This window comes from Streptomyces sp. NPDC048257, assembly GCF_043201855.1.
Taxonomy (GTDB): domain Bacteria; phylum Actinomycetota; class Actinomycetes; order Streptomycetales; family Streptomycetaceae; genus Streptomyces.
Window position 1 is genome coordinate 90,522 of sequence record NZ_JBICZI010000018.1, and the last position, 19,031, is coordinate 109,552.

Sequence of the window (19,031 nt, forward strand, 5' to 3'; positions counted from 1 at the left end):
TCTGCGCTACCCGCCTCAGCGGGACCTGTGGGCCGCGATCGCCTCGTACACCATGCCGACCAGGAGCTCGTCGGCGTCCCGCCGGCCGAACTCACCGGCGGCGCGGGACATCTCGTACAGGCGGTGCGGGTCGGACAGCACCGGGAGGACCTGGCTCAGCACCCACTCGGGTGTCAGCTCCGCGTCGTCCACGAGCAGGCCGCCGCCGGCCTTGACCACCGGCTGGGCGTTGAGCCGCTGTTCACCGTTGCCGATCGGCAACGGGACGTAGGCGGCGGGCAGCCCGACGGCGGAGAGTTCGGCGACGGTCATCGCGCCCGCGCGGCACAGCATCATGTCGGCGGCCGCGTACGCGAGATCCATCCGGTCCACGTACGGTACCGGCACATACGGCGGCATCCCGGGCATGTTGTCGACACGCGGCAGTTCGTTCTTCGGCCCGACGGCGTGCAGGATCTGGATCCCGGAGCGCTGGAGGGTCGGTGCGACCGCCTGGATCACCTCGTTGAGGCGGCGGGCGCCCTGCGAGCCGCCGGAGACGAGCAGCGTCGGCAGATTGGGGTCCAGGCCGAACGCGGCGCGTGCCTCGGGGCGTACGGCGGCCCGGTCCAGGGTCGAGATCGAGCGGCGCAGCGGGATGCCCACGTAGCGGGCGCCGCGCAGCTTGCTGTCGGGGGTGGAGACCGCGACGGCGTGCGCGTACCGGGAGCCGATCTTGTTGGCCAGTCCGGGCCGTGCGTTGGCCTCGTGGACGATGATCGGCACCCCGAGCCGCTTGGCCGCGAGGTAGCCGGGCAGGGCCACGTAGCCGCCGAAGCCGACGACGCAGTCGGCCTTGGTGCGCAGCAGGATCTCCTCCGCGGCCTTGATGGTGCCGCGCAGCCGTCCCGGGACGGTGATCAGTTCCGGGGTGGGCTTGCGGGGCAGTGGCACGGCGGGGATGAGCCCCAGCTCGTACCCGCGTTCCGGCACCAGGCGGGTCTCGAGTCCGCGCTCCGTGCCGAGGGCGGTGATGCCCACTGAAGGGTCCTGCCTGCGCAGGGCGTCCGCGAGGGCGAGCGCCGGCTCGATGTGGCCGGCGGTCCCCCCACCGGCGAGTACGACATGCACCGAAATTCACCGCTCTCCGGACGGACGCTTCTTGACGCGCCGTCTCATCGATTTCCATCTCACCCCGGTCCGCCACCAGCCGGTCTTCGGCTGCCGCATCGCGAGGGCCGCGCGCGCCGCCGGCTCCTCACGCGCGAAGGCGATGAGCAGTCCGACCGCGAACATGGTCGGCAGCAGGGCTGACCCTCCGTAGGAGAACAGCGGGAGCGGGACTCCGGCGATCGGCAGCAGGCCGAGCACCGCACCGATGTTGATCACGGCCTGCGCCGTGATCCAGGTGGTCACGCCTCCCGCGGCAAACCGTACGAAGGAATCCTCCGTGCGTCCGGCCACGCGGATACCCGCATAGCCTAGAGCCGCGAACAGGGCGAGCACCGACAGCGTCCCCGCGAGACCCAGTTCCTCCCCGGTGATGGCGAAGATGAAGTCGGTGTGGGCTTCGGGTAGTTGCCCCCATTTTTCCACACTTGCCCCCAGGCCGGAACCGAACCATCCGCCCGATGCGAGGGCGTAGATCCCGTGAACGGCCTGCCAGCAAAGGTCGTTCTTGCCCGGTTCTGTCGCACCGAGGCATTCAAGCCGGTCCATCCGGTGCGGGCTCGTCCTGATGAGCAGTGCGACGATCGCAGCCGCGAAGGCGAGCACCCCGACGAACATCCGGGTCGGGGCCCCGGCCAGCCAGAGCAGGCCGAACAGAATGGCGCCGAGGATCATCGCGGTGCCCATGTCCCCGCCCAGCATGATCAGCCCGAGCAGCAGGAAGGCCACCGGGACCAGCGGCACCAGCAGGTGCTTCCACTGGCTCAGCAGCCCCTTGTCGCCCTTGCGGGCCAGCAGGTCGGCGCCCCACAGGATCAGTGCCAGTTTGCCGAACTCACTGGGCTGCAGCATGAACGGACCGCCAAGGGAGATCCAATTCTGGTTGCCGTTGATCGCGACGCCTATCCCCGGGATCTGGACCAGGACCATCAGGAAGAGCGTGCCGGCGAGCACGGGGTACGAGAGCGCGCGGTGCAGTTTGACCGGCATCCGGGAGGCGACCAGCAGCAGGACGCCGCCGATGAGGGCGGCCAGGAACTGCTTCTTGAAGAAGTACGCGTCGCCGAGGCCGAGCTGGAGGGCCTTGATCATCGAGGCCGAGTAGACCATCACGAGGCCGAGCACGGTGATGAGCAGCGAACTGCCGAAAATCAGGTAATAGGCAGTGAGCGGTCGGTCCCAGGCCTTCTGCAACTGCCGCTGCGTGCGCCGCAACCCGGCCAGTGCGCCGCGTCCGGCGGGCCGCTTCGAACTCACCGCAGGGCGTTTGCGGCCCTGTGCCTTCACGGCGGACGGCCGCCGCCCCGGCAGCATCTGCTTGGCCGGCATCTGTGATCTTCCCCTCCACTCGTACGAGGCGAGCAGCCGGCCGGAGGGAACCTGTCCCGGAGCCCCCGGCCTAGGCCGTGTCCGCTGCGTTCTCGGCGGCCAGTTCGCGCACCGCGTCGGCGAATGCGTCCCCACGCTTGTTGTAGTTCGCGAACATGTCCATCGAGGCGCAGGCAGGTGCCAGCAGGACCGTGTCGCCGGGCTCGGCGAGCGCGGCGGCTTCCCGGACCGCTGCGAGCATCGCCCCAGTGTCGGTCCGGTCGAGGTCGACGACCGGGACCTCGGGGGCGTGTCGCGCCAGCGCCTCGGCGATCAGCGCCCGGTCGGCGCCCATCAGCACGACGCCGCGCAGCCGCTTCGCGGACTTCGTGACGAGCTCGTCGAAGGTCGCGCCCTTGGCGAGGCCCCCCGCGATCCAGACGACCGGCTCGAAGGCCGCGAGCGAGGCTTCCGCCGCGTGCGTGTTGGTGGCCTTGGAGTCGTCGATGTAGGTGACCGAGGCGACCTCGTCCACGTACGCGACGCGGTGGGCGTCCGGGCGGAAGTTCCGCAGCCCGTCGCGGACCGCGCGCGGCTCCACGCCGAAGGCACGGGCCAGGGCCGCGGCGGCCAGCGCGTTGGCGATGTTGTGCGGGGCCGGCGGGTTGACGTCCGCGACCTCGGCGAGCTCCTGGGCGTTCTTGTGCCGGTTCTCCACGAAGGCCCGGTCGACGAGGATGCCGTCGACGACGCCGAGCATGGAGGGGCCGGGGGCGCCGAGGGTGAAACCGATCGCCCGGCAGCCCTCTTCGACGTCCGCGTCGACCACGAGGTCCTCGGTGGCCTTGTCGGCGACGTTGTAGACGCAGGCCACCGTGTTGCCCTCGTAGATGCGGCCCTTGTCGGCGGCGTACGCCTCCATCGAGCCGTGCCAGTCGAGGTGGTCCGGGGCCAGGTTGAGCACGGCCGCCGAGTGGACGCGCAGCGAGGGCGCCCAGTGCAGCTGGTAGCTGGAGAGTTCGACGGCGAGCACGTCGTACTCCTGCTCGCCGAGCACCACGTCGATGATCGGGGTGCCGATGTTGCCGACGGCCGCGGTGCGCAGACCCGCGGCCTTCAGGATCGACGCCAGCATCTGGGTGGTGGTGGTCTTGCCGTTGGTGCCGGTGATCGCGAGCCATGCGGCGGGCCCGGCCGGGGCCCCCTCGCCGCCGGCGGCCTCGCCGGCCCCTTCGCCGGCGCCCGGCGCCGCGGCCCGGCGGGCGGCACGGAGTTCCGCGCCGGCCTCGCGCAGCCGCCAGGCGACCTCGACGTCACCGACGACGTCGACGCCCGCCCCGGCCGCGGCCAGGAAGAGCGGGCTCTCCGGCTGCCAGCCGGGCGAGGTGACGACCAGTTCGGTGCCCTCGGGCAGGGTCTCCCCGGCCCGGGCACCGTCGGACAGGTGGCCGAGGCGGACCTCGATGCCGAGCTCCGCGAGCTCGGCGGCCTTGGCCCGGTGTGCGTCGCCGTCGCCGTTGTCGACGACGGTCACGCTCGCGCCGAGCCCGGCCAGAGCCCGGGCGGCGCTGATGCCGCTGACACCGAGCCCGGCCACGGTGATCCGGCCCGGCAGACCGAACCGGCCCAGGGCGTCGGGGCCGAGCAGTCCGGCCAGGTCGGTGGCGCTCACTTGTCGGCTGCCCATCCCGCGTAGAAGAGACCGAGACCCACGATCACGCACATGCCCTGGATGATCCAGAAGCGGACCACGACGAGGACCTCGGACCAGCCCTTGAGTTCGAAGTGGTGCTGCAGCGGCGCCATCCGGAAGACCCGCTTGCCGGTCATCTTGAAGGAACCGACCTGGATGACGACCGACATCGTGATGAGCACGAAGAGGCCGCCGAGCAGCGCCATCAGGAACTCCGTGCGGGAGCAGATGGCGAGGCCCGCGAGCGCGCCGCCGAGGGCGAGCGAGCCGGTGTCACCCATGAAGATCTTGGCGGGCGAGGTGTTCCACCACAGGAAGCCGAAGCAGGCGCCCATGAGGGCGGAGGCGACGACCGCGAGGTCGAGCGGGTCACGCACCTCGAAGCAGGCGTTCGGGTTGGTGAGGTCGGCCGCCATCGCGCAGGACTCCTGGAACTGCCAGACACCGATGAAGGTGTAGGCACCGAAGACCATCACGGCGGCGCCGGTCGCGAGACCGTCCAGACCGTCGGTGAGGTTCACGCCGTTGGACATCGCCAGGATCATGAACAGCGCCCAGACCACGAACAGCACCGGGCCGATCGACCAGCCGAAGTCCGTGACGAACGACAGCTTGGTGGAGGCCGGGGTCAGGCCGCGGGAGTCCTTGAACTGGAGGGCCAGCACCGCGAAGGCGATACCGACGATCAGCTGGCCGGACATCTTCGCCTTGGCCCGCAGGCCCAGCGAACGCCGTTTGACGATCTTGATGTAGTCGTCCAGGTACCCGACGAGGCCCATACCGGCCATCAGGAACAGCACGAGCAGGCCCGAGAAGCTCGGTTCGCTGCCGGTGAGGATCTTCGTCAGGGCGTACGCGATGAGCGTCGCCAGGATGAAGGAGATACCGCCCATGGTGGGCGTGCCCTTCTTCCCGGCGTGGCCGCGGGGGCCGTCGTCGCGGATGAACTGGCCGTAGCCCTTGCGGGCCAGAAGCTTGATCAGCAGCGGAGTACCGATGAGCGTCAGGAACAGGCCGATGACGCCGGCGAACAGGATCTGCCTCATCGGTCGGCGACCTCGCCCTCGACAGTGCTGTCGAGCAGCGCTTGGGCCACCCGCTCCAGACCGGCCGACCTGGAAGCCTTCACCAGCACGACGTCACCCGGGCGCAGTTCACTGCGCAACAGGTCGACCGCCGCCTGTGCGTCGGACACGAGCACCGACTCCTCACCCCACGAACCCTCGTTATATGCGCCCAGTTGCAGCCAGGAGGCTTCCCTGCCCCCGACTGCGACGAGCTTGCTCACGTTGAGCCGGACGACAAGTCGTCCGACCGCGTCGTGCTCGGCGAGCGCGTCGTCTCCGAGCTCGGCCATCGGGCCGAGCACCGCCCACGTGCGTCCCCCGTTCGCCCTGTCGGCACCGCCCATCGCGGCGAGCGCGCGCAGTGCGGCCCGCATGGACTCGGGGTTCGCGTTGTAGGCGTCGTTGACGATCGTCACACCGTCCGCCCGTTCGGTGACCTCCATCCGCCACCGGGACAGCGTGCCCGCCCCGGAGAGCGCCGTGGCGATCTCCTGTGCGGACATGCCCAGGACATGGGCGACGGCGGCCGCGGCGAGCGCGTTCGACACGTGGTGCTCACCGTACAGCCGCAAGGTCACGTCACTGCACCCGGTCGGTGTGTGCAGTGTGAAGGAAGGCTGCCCCCTGTCCGTCATGCGGACTTCGGTGGCCCGGATTTCGGCGTCCTCGGCCTCGCCGAACAGGACCGTACGGGCCTTCGTGCGCGCGGCCATCCCACGAACCAGCAGGTCATCGGCGTTGAGGACGGCGACGCCGCCCTCCGCCTCGGCCGGCAGGGCCTCGACCAGCTCCCCCTTGGCCTGCGCGATCTGCTCCCGGCCGCCGAACTCGCCGATGTGGGCGGTGCCGACGTTGAGGACCAGTCCGATCCGCGGGGGCGTCAGTCCGGTGAGGTAGCGGATGTGGCCGATGCCGCGGGCGCCCATTTCCAGGACCAGGTGCTGCGTGTCCTCGGTGACGCGCAGCGTCGTGATCGGCAGGCCGATCTCGTTGTTGAGGTTCCCGGGGGTCCACACGGTCGGCGCGTGGTGCTGGAGCACCTGCGCGATGAGGTCCTTCGTGGAGGTCTTTCCGGCGGACCCGGTGAGGGCCACGACGTCGGTGCCCAGGCGGGCGACCACGGCTCGGGCGAGCGCTCCGAGGGCGGCCACCACGTCGGGGACGACGATGGCCGGTACGCCGACGGGCCGGGTCGCGAGGACGCCCACGGCGCCTGCGGACACCGCGCGTTCGGCGTAGTCGTGGCCGTCGACCCGCTCGCCGACGAAGGCGGCGAACAGGCTGCCCGGCCGGACCTCACGGGAGTCGTAGACCACGGGACCGGTGACCTGGACGGACGGATCCGGTATGTCGTGGGGCCGCCCGCCGGTGATGTCGGCGATCTCGGCGAGGGAAAGGGCGATCACTGGTTCACCTCGGCCTGTCGGCCCTGAGTCGTTTGATCGAGCACGGCTTGCTGCTCGATCGCGGCACGGAGCACCGTGCGGTCGTCGAAGGGGCGTACGACACCGGCGGTGTCCTGGCCCTGCTCGTGGCCCTTGCCGGCCACCAGCACGGTGTCACCGGGCCGGGCGCGCGCGACGGCGGCCGCGATGGCCGCGGCCCGGTCGGCGTCGACCAGCACGGTGCCCCGCTCGGCGGGCGGTACGGACACGGCGCCCTCGAACATCGCGGCGAGGATCGCGAGCGGGTCCTCGGAGCGCGGGTTGTCGGAGGTCAGGACGGCCACGTCGGCGAACCGGGCGGCCGCGGCGCCCATCGGGCCGCGCTTGGTGGTGTCGCGGTCGCCGCCGCAGCCGAGGACGACGTGCAGCCTGCCCTCGGTGACCTCGCGCAGCGCGCGCAGCACCGATTCCACCGCGTCGGTCTTGTGCGCGTAGTCGACGACGGCGAGGTACGGCTGTCCCGCGTCCACCCGCTCCAGCCGGCCGGGGACCCCGGGGACCGCGGCGACGCCGTCGGCGGCGGTCTGCGGGTCGAGGCCGGCGGCGGCGAGCGTGACGATCGCGGCGACGGTGTTGGCGACGTTGAACGGGCCGGGCAGCGGCGCGGTGGCCCGTACGCGCTGTCCCTCGGGGCCCACCAGGGTCAGGGTGGAGCTCGCCGGGCCGAAGACCACGTCCTCGGCGCGCCAGTCGGCGGCCGGGTCGCCCGCGGCGGAGAAGCCGACGACCGGGACCGTCGCCTCCTTGGCCAGCCGGCGGCCGTACTCGTCGTCGAGGTTGACCACGCCCAGGCGGGCCCGGCGGGGCGTGAAGAGCCCCGCCTTGGCCTGGAAGTAGTCCTCCATGTCGGAGTGGAACTCCATGTGTTCCGGGCTCAGGTTGTTGAAGACGGCGACGTCGAAGACGCAGCCGTCGACCCGGCCGAGCACCAGTGCGTGGCTGGAGACCTCCATGGCCACGGCCTCGACCCCGCGTTCGCGCATGACCGCGAAGAGGGCCTGGAGGTCGGTGGCCTCGGGGGTGGTCCGCTCGGACTTGATGCGCTCGTCGCCGATGCGCATCTCGACGGTGCCGACCAGTCCGGTGCTGCGGCCCGCCGCGCGCAGGCCGCCCTCGACGAGGTACGCCGTGGTGGTCTTGCCGGAGGTGCCGGTGATGCCGATCTGGAGCAGGTCCTCGCCCGGGTGCCCGTAGATCGCGGCGGCGAGCTCTCCCATCCGGCCGCGCGGGTCGTCGACGGTCAGGACCGGCAGGCCGGTCGCCGCGGCGCGCTCCGACCCCGCGGGGTCGGTCAGCACGGCGACGGCACCGAGGCCGGCCGCCTGGGCGGCGAAGTCGGCGCCGTGGGTCCTGGCTCCCGGCAGGGCCGCGTACAGGTCACCGGGGCGGACCGCACGGGAGTCGTGCGTGATGCCGGTGATCTGCGCCGCGCCGGGCGCCGGGATGCCCAGCAGGGTGGCCAGCTCGCCCAGCGGGCTCGGGCTGGCGGACGCGGGCCGGGGCGCTCCCGGCGGCGTTGCCGGGGCTTTCTGGGTGGTTCTGGGCTGATCAGCGTGGGGCACGGCGGTGAGCGTACCGGGCGCGGCGGGCCGCTCGCGAAGTGAGGCCCCGGCCTCGGCTTCGGCGGTCGTCCGGTTCCCGGGTTTCGGGGTGATCGTTGTCACTGATGGTGCCTCACGCTTTTCTGGCGGGCCGGCCGGGCGGTGGGTCACCGACCGGGCTGCGGACTGGGCTGCGGGGCGGGCTGCGGGGCGGCGTCGTAGGTGACGGGAAGCCCGGCGGGTGCGGTTCCCGTCGGGGCCACCTGGAGGGTCTTGAGCGCGAACTCCATGACCTTCTTGTAGATGGGGCCGCAGATCTGGCCGCCGAAGTAGCTGCCCTTCGTGGGGTTCTGGATGGCGCAGTAGACGGTGATGCGCGGGTTGTCCGCGGGTGCGAATCCGGCGAAGGAGGCGGTGTAGCCCTTGTAGCGGCCGGTGGCCGGATCCACCCGGTTGGAGGTGCCGGTCTTGCCGCCGACCCGGTAGCCGGGGATGCGGGCCTTGGTGCCGGTGCCCTCCTGGTCGTCGACCACGGATTCGAGCATCGCGGCGAGGGTCTTGGCGGTCTCCGCGCTGACCACGCGGTTCTGCTCGGGGGCCGGAGCCGGGGTGAAGCGGCCGTCGGGGCCCTTGATCCGGCGCACCAGGGTCGGCTCGATGCGGACCCCGCCGTTGGCGATGGTCGAGTACACGGAGGCCGCCTGCATGGCGTTGAGGGAGAGTCCCTGACCGAAGGGGATCGTGTACTGCTGGGAAGTGGACCAGTCCTCGGGCTTGGCGAGGATGCCGCGGGACTCGCCGGGGTAGTTCAGGCCGGTGGGCCGGCCGATGCCGAATTTGGTCAGGTAGGAGTGCAGGACCTTGTTGGCCTCGGGCTGGGTGGGCCCGAGCTGGCCGGTGGCCAGGATGGTGCCGATGTTGGAGGACTTGGCGAGGACCCCGTTGAGGGTCAGGTGCCAGGTCGGGTGGTCGATGTCGTCCTTGAAGAGCCGGTCGCCGCGGTGCAGCCGGTTGGGGACCTCTACCCGGGTCTCCGGGGTGGCCTTCTTCTCCTCGAGTACGGCGGCCATCGACATCACCTTGGCGGTGGAGCCGGGCTCGTACACGTCCTGGAGCGCGGCGTTGCCCATGGCCGCGGAGCGGGCGCCGGTCAGGTCGTTGGGGTCGAAGCCGGGGGCGTTGGCCATGGCGAGTACCTCGCCGGTGGTGGTGTCCTGGACGATGACGTAGCCGCGGTCGGCCTCGGACTTCTGGACCTGCTCGGCGATGGCGCTCTGCGCCGCCCACTGGATGTCCCGGTCGATGGTCAGCTCGATGTCGTCGCCGGGGACGGCGGGCTTCCCGTCGGAGCGGATGGTGGGCACCTGGCGGCCGCCGGACTGGGCGTAGGTGATCTCGCCGTCCTTGCCGGACAGCTTCTTGTCCAGGGAGGACTCGAGGCCGCCCCCGCCCTTGCCGTCGGCGTTGACGTAACCCAGTATCCCGGCGGCGAGGTCGCCGTTCGGGTACACGCGCTTGCTGCTGTCCTCCTTGAACACGCCGGCGAGGACGTTGGCGCCGGGGCCGTTGCTGCGCTTGTCGGCCGCCGCCTTCTCCGCGAAGACCCGCTTCAGGTCCTTGATCTGGTTCCAGACCTGGGGGGTCTGTCGCTGGGCGAGGACGACGTACCGGGAGTTCTTGGTGCTCAGCCGCTTGGTGAGCTCTGCGGCGTCCTTGCCGAGGATGGGCGCGAGGAGGGCGGCGGCCTGCTGGGGGGCGTCCGGGGCCTTGCTGTCCTGCGGGGTGAACATCTTCGGGTCGGCGGTGATGTCGTACGCGTCCACGCTGGTGGCCAGGGCCACGCCCTTGCGGTCGGTGATCTCACCGCGCTCGGCGGCCAGCTTGACGCTGGTGTAGCGGTTCTTGGAGGCCTCGGCGGAGAACGCGGAGGCGTCGACGGCCTGGACCTGGAGCAGCCGGACCACGAAGGCCAGCATGACGAGGGTCAGGCCGACGCTGACCAGGCGCAGCCGGGGCCGCGGGCTGCCGAGCCGGATCGTGTGCGGGGTCCGGGGCCCCGCCGGGCGCCGGGTCGCCGGGCGCGAGGCCGGGCGGGCCCCTGCCCGGGCCCGGTCGCCTGGCCGGGACGGTCGGGCCGGTCCGGGCACCCGTCGCCGGGGCGGCTCCTGCGGGCTCACGCGGCCACCGCCGGGGCGGCGGCGGGGCTCCGCACCGGACCCCGCGCCTCGAACGCCGCCGAGGCCGAAAGCCCGGGGCTCCACCACGGACCCCGCTCCTCAAACGCCGGAGGGGCTGGATGGGAACGGTGGATCACGGCGTCACCTTCCGGGGGTCTGGTTGGGCTGCGGGGAACCACTGGCCGCCGGCGGCGCGGCGGAGGCCGCCGGCTGGGCCGGGACCGACGCGGGGGCGGACGCCGCCGGTGCGCCCGAGGATCCGGCCGGGGGTGCGGCCGGGGCGCTCGGGGGCGGGGTCGGCGACGGCGGGGCCTCGGCCGGTGCGGCGCTGCCTGCGATCTTGCCGTCCGGGCCGATGAAGACCGGGCTGCCGCCGGGGACCAGGCCCAGCTCGTGCGCCCGGCGCTGGAGCGCGTCGGGGGCCGAGTGGGCGTCCACGTCGCGCTGCAGCGCCTGTTCCTCGTCGGTGAGGGCGGTGGTCTCCTTCTTCAGCTTGGTCAGCTGGAAGGAGCCTTCGTTCAGTGCCGAGTTCAGCAGCAGCAGGCTGATCAGGCCGCCGCCGAGCAGGGCCACGACCAGCAGGACGAACGGCATCCGGGCCGCCTGCCCGCCGGGGCGCGGCCGGGCCGGGCGGGCGCCGAGCGCCCGGCCGAGGCGGGCCGCCTGCCCGCGGGTCAGCGTGGCCACCTTCCCGGCCTTGGTCACAGCCGCGCCTCCCGGATGCGTTCGACCCCGCGGAATCTCGCCGGGGCGGCCCGCCGGTTCTCGGCGATCTCCTCCTCGGTGGGCAGTTCGGCGCCGCGCGTGAGCAGTTTCAGCTTGGGCTGGTACTTCTCCGGGACCACCGGCAGGCCGGGCGGGGCCGTGGAGGTCGCGCCGGCCGCGAAGACCTGCTTGACCAGGCGGTCCTCCAGCGAGTGGTACGAGAGCACCGCGATCCGGCCACCGACCGCGATCCGGTCCACCGCCGCCGGAATGGCCCGCTCCAGGCCCGAGAGCTCCCCGTTGACCTCGATCCGCAGCGCCTGGAAGGTCCGCTTCGCCGGGTTGCCGCCGGTCCGCTTGGCGGCCTGCGGCAGGGAGTCCCGGATCAGTTCGACCAGCCGGGCGCTGTTGGTGAAGGGCTCCTTCTCGCGCTCCCGGACGACCGCGGACACGATCCGCTTGGCCTGCTTCTCCTCGCCGTACTGGCGCAGGATCCGGACGAGCTCGCCCGGCGCGTAGCTGTTGAGGACCTCGGCGGCGCTGATGCCCGTCGTCTGGTCCATGCGCATGTCCAGCGGAGCGTCCTGGGCGTACGCGAACCCGCGGTCGGCCTCGTCCAGCTGCATGGAGGAGACGCCCAGGTCGAAGAGGATGCCCTGGACGGCCGGGATGCCCAGCCCGTCCAGGACCTCGGCGAGGTCGGCGTAGATCGCGTGGACGAGCGTGGCCCGGTCGCCGAAGGGCGCGAGCCGCTCGCCGGAGAGCCGCAGGGCCTCCTTGTCGCGGTCGAGGCCGATCAGGTGGGCCTCGGGGAACCGGGTCAGCAGGGCCTCGCTGTGGCCGCCGAGGCCGAGGGTGCAGTCGACGACGACGGCCCCGGGCCTCTCCAGCGCCGGGGCCAACAGGTCCAGGCACCGCTGGAGCATCACCGGGACATGTCGGGACTCGCTAGTCAAAGCGCCCTCTCAGATAACGGCGCGGCAGGCCTACGCACCGCCTGGTCCCCGCATCCGCGACCGGCGCCGGGGAAGGTGGCGCCGGCCGGCCGGTGAGCGGGAGAGGGCCGGGCCGTACGTACGCGCCGCGCACGCGGAGTGTTCATCGGGGCCGGGCGGCCGGTCAGGGCCGGGCTCCGGCCGGTTCGCGTCACTTTAGTGCAACGGTCCCCGCGGTCAACGAACCGCCTCGCGCGCCGTGCGCGACTCTCGGACCGAACCGGCAAAAGCCGCGAATCACCCGGACGGCCGCCTCACCCCCACCCCTGTGGGTTAGCTCACAACAAGCCTCGTTGACGTTCTTTGTCCGCTCTCACACGAGGCCTTAAGCAGCGGTGACCATTAACGTCGTACCCATGACGACTTCCGCATCCCTGCCTGCCGAGTCCGCGTCCGCGGCATCCGTCCGCGGATCCGTCACCGACCGACTGGTCGAGGCGAATCAGCGATACGCGGCACAGTTCTCCGATCCCGGCATGGACGCCCGCCCCGTCCTCCAGGTGGCCGTCGTGGCCTGCATGGACGCCCGCCTCGACCTGCACAAGGCCCTCGGCCTGGAACTCGGCGACTGTCACACGATCCGCAACGCGGGCGGCGTGGTGACCGACGACACCATCCGCTCCCTCACCATCAGCCAGCGGGCCCTCGGCACCCGCACGGTGATACTCATCCACCACACCGGCTGTGGTCTCGAAAACCTGACCGAGGACTTCCGGCACGAGCTGGAGGACGAGGTCGGCCAGCGTCCCGCCTGGGCCGTCGAGGCCTTCCGGGACGTGGACCAGGACGTCCGCCAGTCCATGCAGCGGGTCCGCACGAACCCGTTCCTGCCCCACAAGGACGATGTGCGAGGCTTCGTCTTCGATGTGCACACCGGGCTCCTGCGGGAGATCGATCCCAGCTCTTGAGTGACACAAGGCCCTAACGCCGTCAAGAATGCGGGATGGCACCACCCGGGATCCTCCCGGGAGGTGTCCGTGTTTCGGGGTGGGCCGGTTCATGCGCCAAGGGCGTCGGCCCTGGGAATGGGCCGAGGAGAACCAAGGTGACGACGTACGACGACCGAGCGAGCCTCGCGGATCTGACCAGCACGGCGGAGCGGGTGCGCCAGTCGGTCGAGAGCGTGATCGAGGGCAAGCCCGAGGTCGTCCGCCTCGCGCTCACCGTGCTGCTCGCCGAGGGACACCTGCTGATCGAGGACGTCCCCGGCGTCGGCAAGACGATGCTCGCCAAGACGCTCGCCAAGTCCATCGACTGCTCGGTGCAGCGCATCCAGTTCACCCCGGACCTGCTGCCCTCCGACATCACCGGTGTCAGCATCTACGACCAGCAGCGCCGCGAGTTCGAGTTCAAGCCGGGCGCGATCTTCGCGCAGATCGTCATCGGTGACGAGATCAACCGCGCCTCGCCCAAGACCCAGTCCGCGCTGCTGGAGTCGATGGAGGAGCGCCAGGTCACCATCGACGGCACGACCTACACGCTGCCCAGCCCCTTCATGGTCGTCGCCACCCAGAACCCGGTGGAGATGGAGGGCACGTACCCGCTGCCCGAGGCGCAGCGCGACCGCTTCATGGCCCGCGTCTCCGTCGGCTACCCCAGCCCCGAGGCCGAGCTCCAGATGCTCGACGTGCACGGCGGGGTCTCCCCGCTCGACGACCTGACGTCCGTCGCGCACTCCCACGAGATCGTCAAGCTCATCGAAGCGGTCCGCGAGGTGTACGTGGCCGAGCCCGTCCGGCGCTACGTCGTCGACCTGGTCTCCGCCACCCGCACCCACCCCGACCTGCGGCTCGGCGCCTCGCCCCGCGCCACCCTGCACCTGCTGCGCGCCGTGAAGGCCTCCGCCGCACTCGCCGGCCGGGACTACGTCCTGCCCGACGACGTCCAGGCCCTGGCCGCCCCGGTCCTCGCACACCGGCTGCTGCCCACCGCGCAGGCCCAGCTGAACCGCCGCACCGCCGAGCAGGTCGTCGGCGAGATCCTGCAGCGCACCCCCGTCCCGGCCGCGCACGCCCGCGGCGAGATGCCGCCCGGCGCGGGCATCCGGGGCTTCTGATGAGCGCCGGTGCCCCGCGCGGCGCCGGCGGCCCGGGGGAACGCGGCGGCCTGCGCGCGTCGCTGTCCGGGCTGACCACCCGCGGCCGCTCGTTCCTGGCCGCCGGGATAGCCGCCGCCGTGTGCGCGTACGTCCTGGGCCAGGGCGAACTGCTGCGCGTCGGCCTGCTGCTCGCCCTCCTGCCGCTGATCTGCGTCTACGCCCTGCACCGCACCCGCTACCGGGTCTCCGGCAGCCGCCGGCTGAGCCCCGGGCGGGTCCCCGCGGGCGCCGAGGCCCGGGTGCAGCTGCGCATGGACAACGTCTCCCGGCTGCCCACCGGCCTGCTGATGCTCCAGGACCGGGTGCCCTACGTCCTCGGCCCGCGCCCGCGCTTCGTACTGGACCGGGTCGAGCCCGGCGGCCGCCGCGAGGTGTCCTACCGGGTCCGCTCCGACCTGCGCGGCCGCTACCCGCTCGGCCCGCTGCAGCTGCGCCTCTCCGACCCCTTCGGGCTGGTCGAGCTGACGCGCTCCTTCAGCACGTACGACACCCTCACCGTCATCCCGCGCACCGAGCCCCTGCCGCCGGTCCGCCTGGCCGGGGAGTCCAACGGCTACGGCGACGGCAGCCGCCGCTCCCTGGCCCTGGCCGGCGACGACGACGTGATCCCCCGCGGCTACCGGCGCGGCGACGACCTGCGCCGGGTGCACTGGCGCTCCACCGCCCGCTACGGCGAGCTGATGGTCCGCCGCGAGGAACAGCCGCAGCGCAGCCGCGCCACCGTCCTGCTGGACACCCGGCGCCTGGCCTTCGACGGCGCCGGCCCCGACTCCGCCTTCGAGTGGGCCGTCTCCGCGGCCGCCTCCAGCCTGGTGCACGTCCTGGAACAGGGCTACTCGGTACGGCTGCTCACCGACACCGGCAACTCGGTGCCCGGTGAGGGCGGCGGCGGCTTCTCCTCCGGCGGACAGGAGTCCGCGGAGGCCGCCGGGCTGATGATGGACACCCTCGCGGTCGTCGGGCACTCCGACGGCGCCGGGCTCTCCCGCGCCTACGACGCCGTGCGCGGCGCGGGCAGCGGCGGCTTCGGCGGAGCCGGCGGCGACGGGCTCCTCATCGCCTTCTTCGGCGACCTGGACGACGTACAGACGGAACTGGCGGCCAGGATGCGCCAGCGCACCTCCGGTGCGGTGGCCTTCGTACTGGACTCCGCGAGCTGGGGCGGCCGGCCCGCACCGGGGCACGACGTGCCCCCGCTGCAGGAGCGGCTGCGCAGGCTGCGCGACGCGGGCTGGACGGCACTGGCCGCCCCGCCCGGGGTGGCCTTCGGCGAGCTGTGGCGCCAGGCCGGGACCGCGCGCGTCGGTACGGGAACCTCCGGAGGTCGGGAATGAGCGGGCGGGCGAAACTGACGCTGTTCGCGGCACTGGCGACGCTGCTCACCTCGTGGTCGCTGAACCCCCTGGTGGACTCGCAGGCCTGGCTGCTCCAGGCGGCGCTGCTGCTGCTCGTGCAGAGCGCGGTCGGTGCCGGGGCCCGGCGGGTGCCGCTGGCCCGGACGCTGACCGTGGCCGCGCAGCTGCTGGTGTCGCTGCTGCTGCTCGCGTTCCTCTACGCGGGCAAGGGCGAGTCCCACGGGGACGGGCCGCTGGCCTACCTGGTGACGGACTTCGGCGCGCTGTTCGGCCAGGGCGTCCAGGACGTGGGCGAGTTCGCGATCCCGGCTCCGCTGACGGACGGCATCAAGCTGCTGCTGGTGTCCGGCGTCCTGCTGATCGGGCTGCTGGTGGACCTGCTGGCGGTGACCGTACGCACGGCCGCCGCGGCCGGACTGCCGCTGCTCGCGCTGTACTCGGTGGCCGCGGGCCTGTCGGGCGGCGGGGACGCCTCCTGGTTCTCCTTCCTGCTGGCGGGCTGCGGCTACCTGTTGCTGCTGCTGTCCGAGGGCCGGGACCGGCTCGCCCAGTGGGGCCGGGTCTTCGGCGCCGCCCCGCGCCGGGGCGCAGCCGACTCCGGGCTCGCGAACGGGGCGGGCGGGCAGGCGACGGCCCCCGTGAAGTTCGGGCGGCGGATCGGCGTGATGGCCCTCGGCCTGGCGCTGGCGGTGCCGGCCGTCCTGCCCTCGCTCGGCGGCGGGCTGCTGGGCGGCACGCAGGACGGCGGCGAGGACGGCAGCGGGGCGGGCGGGACGATCTCGGCGGTCAACCCGCTGGTCTCCCTGCAGAGCAACCTGAACGCGCAGGACAACCGCGTGATCCTCAAGTACCGGACGGACAACCCGCAGCAGGGCGAGCAGTACCTGCGGATCCTGGCGCTGGACGAGTTCAACGGCGTCAAGTGGGAGGCCTCCGGGCGGGCCCTGACCGACGTGCCGGAGCGGCTGCCGAACCCGCCGGGGCTCGGCGACCAGGTCCGGGTCTCCGCGGCGGAGGTGCGTACCAGCATCTCGGCGGCGGACAACTACACCCAGCGCTACCTGCCCATGCCGTACCCCGCCACGTCGGTGGAGATCGGCGGCAAGTGGCGGTTCGAGCCGGTCGGCCGGACCCTGGTCGGCGACCAGCTGGGCCGGGACAAGTTCCAGAACGTCCAGGGCGCCATGTACACGGTGCGCAGTCTGCTGCTGAAGCCGACGGCGCAGCAGCTGCAGAAGGCCCCGGTGCCCGACCCCGCGGTCCGGGAGGAGTACACCAGGCTCCCGGACAACCTGCCGCCGGTGGTCGCCGATACCGCCCGCCAGGTGACGCAGGGGGCGAGGGACGACTACACGCGGGCCGTGAAGCTGCAGGACTACTTCGCCGTGAACGGCGGCTTCCGCTACAACACGAAGACGGCCTCGGGCACGGGTCCGCAGGCGGTGGCCCGGTTCCTCGCCGACAAGGAGGGCTTCTGCGTCCACTTCGCCTTCTCGATGGCGGCGATGTCCCGCTCGCTGGGCATCCCGGCCCGGGTCGCGGTGGGCTTCACCCCCGGCGAGAAGCAGTCGGACGGCAGCGTGAACGTGTCGATGCGCGACGCGCACGCCTGGCCCGAGCTGTACTTCGAGGGCGTGGGCTGGACCCGCTTCGAGCCGACGCCCCGCTCCGGCATCAACGTCCCGGACTACTCGCGTCCGCAGGCCCCGGCCGCCCAGCCGTCCGCGCCGGCTCCGCTGCCCTCGCAGGGTGCGACGCAGCCGGCGACGGCGCCCACGGCGACGCCCGAGTGCCCGCCGGCGCTCAAGAAGCTCGGCGAGTGCGGTGCGGCGGCGCCCGCACCGACCACCCCCCAGGACGACGGGCCGTCGGTGACGACGGTCCTCGGCTGGGCGGCGCTCGTGGTGGCGGTGCTGGGTCTGCCGCTGCTCCCGCTGCTGTGGCGGACCCGGCTTCGGGCCCGGCGCCTGGCGACCGGGGAGGTGCTGACGGCCTGGCGGGAGCTGGGCGACACCGCCTGGGACGCGGGTGTGGTCCCGGACGAGGCGCTGTCCCCGCGCCGGACGGCGAGCCGGATCGTGGACCTGGGCCGCCTGGAGCCGGAACCCGCGGCAGCCGTGCACCGGGTCGCCGGTGCGGTGGAGCGGGCCCTGTACGCACCCTCGGGCACGGAGGTCCCGTACCCGGAGCTGGCGGACGACGTGCTGCTGGCCCGTACGGGCCTGCTGGCGGCCGCGGACCGGCTGCCGCGGCTGCGCGCCCTGCTGCTGCCGCGCTCGGCGGCCCGCCTCTCGTGGGCGGCCTCGGCCCGCTGGGCCTCCGTGGCGGCATCGGCCTCGGCCCGCCTGACGGCACTGCGCCAACGGCTGCCCCTGAGAGGCCGCGTCTGAGACGCTCCCTGCTCCTCAGCCCCGCCGGCGCCTGAGGCGCTCCCCTCAGCCCCGCCGGCGCTTGAGGCGCGGGGTCCGGGGCGGAGCCCCGGCAACGGTGCCGCGCCCACCCCCGCGCCGCGGGCCACCGCACGAACCGCCAAACCCGCGGACGCGAAACGGCGAGGCTCGATCCCCCCGAGCCCCGCCGTTTCGCGTACTGCGTCACCGGGCTGACGTCCCCCGTCGTCCCCCGTCCCGGTCACGGGAGGAGGTACCCGGTCCGCTCCGCAGCCCCGTGTCGGCGGTGCGGACCGGGTCTCCTGTCCGTTGCTCCCAGTCTGGCGTCTGCGCAGGTGGGAGCCCATCCGCGCGCGTACTCATTTCCGTGCCTAGGTACGGATACTCAGCCGTCGCGGCAGGTGTCACCAGTTCTACGGGGCGACGCGCCCGCGCGGCACCGCCGACTGGGGGGTCGTGGCGGCCGGACCGCGCTTCAGCGGTTGCCGCTGACCCGGCCCCGCAGCAGCAGCGACAGCGCCGAGTGCACGTCGTCCAGGGACCGCTCGCTCTGGAAGGACTTCCAGTCCAGGGCGGCCACCAGCACCATTCCGACCATCGCGGCCGCCGTGAGCGGCACATCGATCTCGGCGCTCAGCTCACCGCGCTCGACGCCCTCGCGCAGCACCGTCTCCACGACGGCCACCGCCTCCTGCCGGACCACCATCAGCGTGGACTGCCACGTGCGGTTGGTGCGCCACAGCTCGGCGACGTACAGCTGGGTGAAGGCCGGGTAGCGGTCGATGAAGACGAGCCCCGCGCGGATCATCGCGTCGAGCGCCTCGACGCGGCTGCCGCCGCGGGCCTCGGTCTCCTCCGCCGCCGTGCGCAGCGAGACCGTCAGCAGGCCGACGCCGTGCCGCAGCAGTTCCTCGAAGAGGTCGTTCTTGCTCGCGAAGTTGTAGTAGACGGTGCCCTTCGCGACGCCGGCGCGCTCGGCGATCTCATCGACCGTGGTCGCGGAGAAGCCCTGCTCGGCGATGAGGGTCACGGCCGCTTCGTAGAGCTTCTGCCGGGTGGCGGCGCGACGGCCCCCGCCGGTACCCGTACCGGTGCTGCTGCTTTCCAT

At 72.6% G+C, this 19,031-nt stretch carries 14 protein-coding genes; 4 read left to right on the forward strand and 10 right to left on the reverse strand.

The genetic code is table 11. From position 1 onward, the window contains the following. Positions 1 to 15: 15 nt before the first annotated feature. From murG to rsmH, 9 genes are all read right to left on the reverse strand, one after another. A complete protein-coding gene (gene murG / locus ACGFZK_RS27580) occupies positions 16 to 1,110 on the reverse strand; it encodes an undecaprenyldiphospho-muramoylpentapeptide beta-N-acetylglucosaminyltransferase (RefSeq protein ID WP_393851545.1) in 1,095 nt (364 codons plus the stop codon). A 6-nt stretch (positions 1,111 to 1,116) separates the two neighbouring features. Further along, positions 1,117 to 2,478: a putative lipid II flippase FtsW gene (ftsW, locus tag ACGFZK_RS27585; protein WP_393851546.1), complete on the reverse strand. Its 1,362-nt coding sequence runs from the start codon at positions 2,476 to 2,478 to the stop codon at positions 1,117 to 1,119. Positions 2,479 to 2,548: 70 nt separating this feature from the next. Then, complete coding sequence (gene murD / locus ACGFZK_RS27590; RefSeq protein WP_393851547.1) at positions 2,549 to 4,144, reverse strand: UDP-N-acetylmuramoyl-L-alanine--D-glutamate ligase; 1,596 nt, start codon at positions 4,142 to 4,144, stop codon at positions 2,549 to 2,551. Next, on the reverse strand, positions 4,126 to 5,196 hold the full coding sequence (gene mraY, locus ACGFZK_RS27595) for a phospho-N-acetylmuramoyl-pentapeptide-transferase (RefSeq protein ID WP_393851548.1): 1,071 nt from the start codon (positions 5,194 to 5,196) through the stop codon (positions 4,126 to 4,128). Before mraY ends, murD begins: the two co-directional genes overlap by 19 nt. After that, on the reverse strand, positions 5,193 to 6,623 hold the full coding sequence (gene murF, locus ACGFZK_RS27600; RefSeq protein ID WP_393851549.1) for a UDP-N-acetylmuramoyl-tripeptide--D-alanyl-D-alanine ligase: 1,431 nt from the start codon (positions 6,621 to 6,623) through the stop codon (positions 5,193 to 5,195). The genes mraY and murF overlap by 4 nt, the downstream gene beginning before the upstream one ends. After that, entirely contained in the window at positions 6,620 to 8,326 is a 1,707-nt protein-coding gene (locus ACGFZK_RS27605; RefSeq protein WP_393851550.1) for a UDP-N-acetylmuramoyl-L-alanyl-D-glutamate--2,6-diaminopimelate ligase, read from the reverse strand. Before ACGFZK_RS27605 ends, murF begins: the two co-directional genes overlap by 4 nt. 44 nt (positions 8,327 to 8,370) lie before the next feature. Beyond that, complete coding sequence (locus ACGFZK_RS27610) at positions 8,371 to 10,380, reverse strand: peptidoglycan D,D-transpeptidase FtsI family protein (protein ID WP_393851551.1); 2,010 nt, start codon at positions 10,378 to 10,380, stop codon at positions 8,371 to 8,373. A gap of 141 nt (positions 10,381 to 10,521) precedes the next feature. Further along, positions 10,522 to 11,085, reverse strand: coding sequence for a hypothetical protein (locus tag ACGFZK_RS27615; protein WP_393851552.1), 564 nt, complete (start codon positions 11,083 to 11,085; stop codon positions 10,522 to 10,524). Then, positions 11,082 to 12,011 (reverse strand): 16S rRNA (cytosine(1402)-N(4))-methyltransferase RsmH, encoded by a 930-nt coding sequence (rsmH, locus tag ACGFZK_RS27620; RefSeq protein WP_393851553.1) that lies wholly within the window; start codon positions 12,009 to 12,011, stop codon positions 11,082 to 11,084. Before rsmH ends, ACGFZK_RS27615 begins: the two co-directional genes overlap by 4 nt. Before the next feature lie 425 nt (positions 12,012 to 12,436). Between rsmH and ACGFZK_RS27625 the strand changes: the two genes are divergently transcribed. The 4 genes from ACGFZK_RS27625 to ACGFZK_RS27640 all read left to right on the forward strand — a co-directional run bounded on the left by ACGFZK_RS27625 (position 12,437) and on the right by ACGFZK_RS27640 (position 17,923). Continuing rightward, complete coding sequence (locus ACGFZK_RS27625; RefSeq protein ID WP_393851554.1) at positions 12,437 to 12,988, forward strand: beta-class carbonic anhydrase; 552 nt, start codon at positions 12,437 to 12,439, stop codon at positions 12,986 to 12,988. A gap of 137 nt (positions 12,989 to 13,125) precedes the next feature. Continuing rightward, on the forward strand, positions 13,126 to 14,136 hold the full coding sequence (locus ACGFZK_RS27630; protein ID WP_393851555.1) for an AAA family ATPase: 1,011 nt from the start codon (positions 13,126 to 13,128) through the stop codon (positions 14,134 to 14,136). Further along, on the forward strand, positions 14,136 to 15,512 hold the full coding sequence (locus ACGFZK_RS27635; RefSeq protein ID WP_393851556.1) for a DUF58 domain-containing protein: 1,377 nt from the start codon (positions 14,136 to 14,138) through the stop codon (positions 15,510 to 15,512). The genes ACGFZK_RS27630 and ACGFZK_RS27635 overlap by 1 nt, the downstream gene beginning before the upstream one ends. Continuing rightward, positions 15,509 to 17,923 (forward strand): transglutaminaseTgpA domain-containing protein, encoded by a 2,415-nt coding sequence (locus tag ACGFZK_RS27640; protein WP_393851557.1) that lies wholly within the window; start codon positions 15,509 to 15,511, stop codon positions 17,921 to 17,923. The genes ACGFZK_RS27635 and ACGFZK_RS27640 overlap by 4 nt, the downstream gene beginning before the upstream one ends. A gap of 475 nt (positions 17,924 to 18,398) precedes the next feature. Here the strand turns inward: ACGFZK_RS27640 and ACGFZK_RS27645 are convergent, their stop codons facing one another. After that, complete coding sequence (locus tag ACGFZK_RS27645) at positions 18,399 to 19,031, reverse strand: TetR/AcrR family transcriptional regulator (protein WP_393851558.1); 633 nt, start codon at positions 19,029 to 19,031, stop codon at positions 18,399 to 18,401.